This is a genomic window from Actinocorallia lasiicapitis (genome assembly GCF_054778695.1).
Map to the genome: position 1 here is coordinate 1 of NZ_BAAGZI010000572.1, position 2679 is coordinate 2679.

Sequence of the window (2679 nt, forward strand, 5' to 3'; positions counted from 1 at the left end):
CCTGCTCACCGTCTACGACCCGGCGGGCGGCTACGGGCACCCCGACCACGTGCAGGTGCACCGGGTCGGCGTCGAGGCGGCCCGGCTCGCCGGGACCCCGCTCGTCCTGGAGGCCACCGCCGACCGGGACCGGATCCTGCGCTGGCTGCGCCCGCTGCTGTGGGCGCCGCCGCTGTCGAAGTGGAGGCGGGCATACACCCCGAGCTCGAAGATCACACACCGGGTCGACGTCCGCCCGCACGCCCGCGCCAAGCGGGCCAGCATGGCCGCGCACGCCACCCAGGCCGGCGGCGGACTCCGTACCCTCGGCGTCTGCCGCCGCCTGCCGCTGCCCCTGTTCCGGGCCATGTTCGGGACGGAGTACTACGTCCGCCGGCCTCCGTGCGGCTGAACTCCTGGGGCAGGGCGCTGCTGTCGGTGGCGTCGCTGGCGCTGGCCGTCGGGCTGCTGCTGCTGATGCCGCGGCTCATCGGGGTCCGCTGGGGAGAGATCTTCGACCGGTTCGGCGCGATCGACCCGTGGAAGATCGGGCTGCTGGCCGTCCTGTGGATCGCGGGGCTCGGCGCGTACACGTTCGTGCTGACGGCGTCGCTGCCGGGGCTGTCGCACGGCCGGGCCTTCATGCTCAACGCGGCGGGCAGCGGGGTCAGCAACCTGCTGCCGTTCGGCGGGGCCGTCGGGGTCGCCGCGACCTTCACCATGGCCACCGGCTGGGGCTTCACCCTGCCGGCGATCACCGTGTCGACGCTGGTCAGCGGGATCTGGAACGTGTTCGCGCGGCTGCTGCTGCCCGCGTTCGGGATCCTGGCGCTGCTGTCGATCGGACGGCTGCCGAACCGCGAACTGACCGTCGCGGCGGGCACCGCGGGGCTGACCCTGATCGGGGTCGCGCTCCTCATCGCCGTCGCGCTGCGCTGGGAGCCCGCCGCCCGCTGGGTCGACGCCCGGCAGCAGGCGCTCGCCGGGCGGCTGCCGCACCGGCCGGGCGATCTGCTCCGCAAGGCCGGATCGTCGCTGCTGAAGGTCCGCGCCGAGACCCTCGGCGTCCTGTCGTCGGGGTGGCGGACCCTGACGCTCGGCATGGCCGGCTACATGTTCCTGCAAGGGGTCCTGCTGTACGGGTGCCTGTGGGCGGCGGGCGACACCCTGCGCGTCGCCGAGACCCTGGCCGTGTTCGCGCTCAACCGGGTGCTGACCAGCGCCGTCGTCACCCCCGGCGGCTCGGGGATCACCGAGACGGGCACGGCGGCGCTGCTCGTCCATTTCGGGGTCGACGGCTCCGTCGCGGCGACCGCGGTCGTCCTTTACAGCTTCTTCACCCACATCATCGAGATCCCGCTCGGCGGGGTCGTCTGGGCCTGCTGGCTGGGACGTCGGAAGTCCTTGCCGAAACTTGCCCGGGACGCAGACGTTTCGGATGTCCAAAACGGGCACAGAGGCTAGCAGGGGACCCGACAGGTGGTCCGGCAACCAAGGGGGTCGTCCGATTCTTGTCTCAGGGCGCTACCGGCTGCTGGACGAGGCCGGTCGCGGAGGAATGGGCGTGGTGTGGCGCGCCCACGACGAAGTGCTCGACCGGCCGGTGGCCGTCAAGGAGATCCTGCTTCCTGCGGGCTCCGACGACGACGAACGCCGCCGGCTCTGCCGTTTGCTGACCCAGGAGGCGCGCGCGATGGCGAAGCTCTGCCACGCGGGCGTCGCGGCCGTCCACGATGTGATCATCGCGGCGGGCCGGCCCTGGCTGGTGATGGAGTACATCGACGCGCCGACCCTCCAGCAAGTCATCGACGAGCACGGGCCGCTGAGCCCGCGCCAGGCCGCGGAGATCGGCCGCCAGGTGCTGGGCGTGCTGCGCGCCGCGCACACCAGGGGGCTGCTGCACCGCGACGTGAAACCGGGGAACATCCTCGTCCGCGCCGACGGGCGGATCGTCCTCACCGATTTCGGGCTCGCGGTCAGAACCGACGACCTGGCCAAACAGACCCTGGAGGGCTCGCCCTCCTACATCTCGCCGGAGCAGGCGTGCGCCCGCGAGCAGACCGAGGCGTCCGACCTGTGGTCGCTCGGCGCGACCCTGTACGCCTCGGTCGAGGGCCGCGCCCCGTACCGCCGGGCGGGGGCGCTCGCCTCGATGCTGGCGATCCTGGTGGACGACTACGCGCCGCCCGCCAACGCGGGCCCGCTCCGCCCGGTCATAGACGGACTCCTGAAACGCGAGCCCGACGACCGTCTGACCGGCCCCGAAACGGCCCGCCTGCTGGACCGGCTCGGGTACACGGGGCCGCGGCTGATCAGCCTGTTCGACCGTCCGGTGGCCCGCGCTTAACGGCCGCCCGGAATCGGGGAATCGTCCTTGTGCTGGGCGTAGTAGCGGGCGGCGCGCGCTCGGTTGCCGCAGGCCACCGAGCACCACTCCTGCTTGGGATGGCGTTTCAGGAAGTACAGGACGCAGCGCGGCGCGGGGCAGACCCGCAGCTCGGCCAGGTCGGGGCCGGTGAAGAAGTCGATCGCGGCGTCGGCGAGGACGGCCCGGACGTCACGGTCCGCGGGCCCTGACAGGGCGCGCGGGCCTTCGGCCGTCCAGGAGATCCTTCGGCTGACGGGCTCGGCGCACGCGTTGACCAGGGCGAGCGCCTGATCGAAGGGCGGTAGCGCGGACGCGTCGGCCCGGCTCGGCGG

The 2679-nt window shown here is 72.9% G+C and carries 4 protein-coding genes; 3 read left to right on the plus strand and 1 reads right to left on the minus strand.

Going from position 1 to position 2679, the window contains the following annotated elements; genetic code table 11:
* The 3 genes from ACYVE7_RS32290 to ACYVE7_RS32300 form a co-directional block, all read left to right on the plus strand.
* The coding region (locus ACYVE7_RS32290; RefSeq protein WP_460370143.1) for a PIG-L family deacetylase at positions 1–391 on the plus strand (391 nt) is incomplete at its 5' end.
* A complete protein-coding gene (locus ACYVE7_RS32295; protein ID WP_460370145.1) occupies positions 382–1443 on the plus strand; it encodes a lysylphosphatidylglycerol synthase transmembrane domain-containing protein in 1062 nt (353 codons plus the stop codon). The genes ACYVE7_RS32290 and ACYVE7_RS32295, both read left to right, overlap by 10 nt.
* Entirely contained in the window at positions 1418–2326 is a 909-nt protein-coding gene (locus ACYVE7_RS32300; protein ID WP_460370147.1) for a serine/threonine-protein kinase, read from the plus strand. The genes ACYVE7_RS32295 and ACYVE7_RS32300 overlap by 26 nt, the downstream gene beginning before the upstream one ends.
* Here ACYVE7_RS32300 and ACYVE7_RS32305 read toward each other — a convergent pair.
* The coding region (locus tag ACYVE7_RS32305) for a CGNR zinc finger domain-containing protein (protein ID WP_460370149.1) at positions 2323–2679 on the minus strand (357 nt) is incomplete at its 5' end. The genes ACYVE7_RS32300 and ACYVE7_RS32305 overlap by 4 nt on opposite strands.

Coding starts and splice junctions, on each gene's coding strand:
- ACYVE7_RS32300 (WP_460370147.1), top strand. CDS start 1,418: ATGTCCAAAACGGGCACAGAGGCTAGCAGGGGACCCGACAGGTGGTCC.